At 67.6% G+C, this 460-nt stretch carries 1 protein-coding gene; it reads left to right on the plus strand.

The features are described from left to right. The coding region (locus tag J4573_RS53435; protein WP_279575918.1) for a nucleotide sugar dehydrogenase at nt 1-460 on the plus strand (460 nt) is incomplete at both ends.

The raw sequence follows: 460 nt of genomic DNA on the forward strand, positions 1-460 counted from the left end.
CGGCATGTGAACATCGCGTTGGTGAACGAGATGGCGGTGTTCTGCAACGAGCTGGGCATCGATCTGTGGGACGCGATCGACTGTGCGGCGACCAAGCCGTTCGGGTTCCAGGCGTTCCGGCCCGGGCCCGGGGTGGGTGGGCATTGCATCCCGATCGACCCGAACTACCTGTCCTACAAGGTGCGTTCGCTGGGGTATCCGTTCCGGTTCGTGGAGCTGGCGCAGGAGATCAACGATCGGATGCCCCGGTACGTGGTGGAGCGTGCGCAGCAGCTGCTCAACCGTGAGGGGCGGGCGTTGAAGGGCGCGAAGGTGTTGTTGCTGGGGGTGACCTACAAGGCCGACATCGCCGACCAGCGCGAATCCCCGGCCCGCCCGGTCGCCCGCCGCCTGGCCCGCCTGGGCGCCGAGCTGTCCTTCCACGACCCGCACGTCAGCACCTGGCACGTCGACGACACCG

It is taken from the genome of Actinomadura barringtoniae, from assembly GCF_017573505.1.
Lineage (GTDB): Bacteria > Actinomycetota > Actinomycetes > Streptosporangiales > Streptosporangiaceae > Spirillospora > Spirillospora barringtoniae.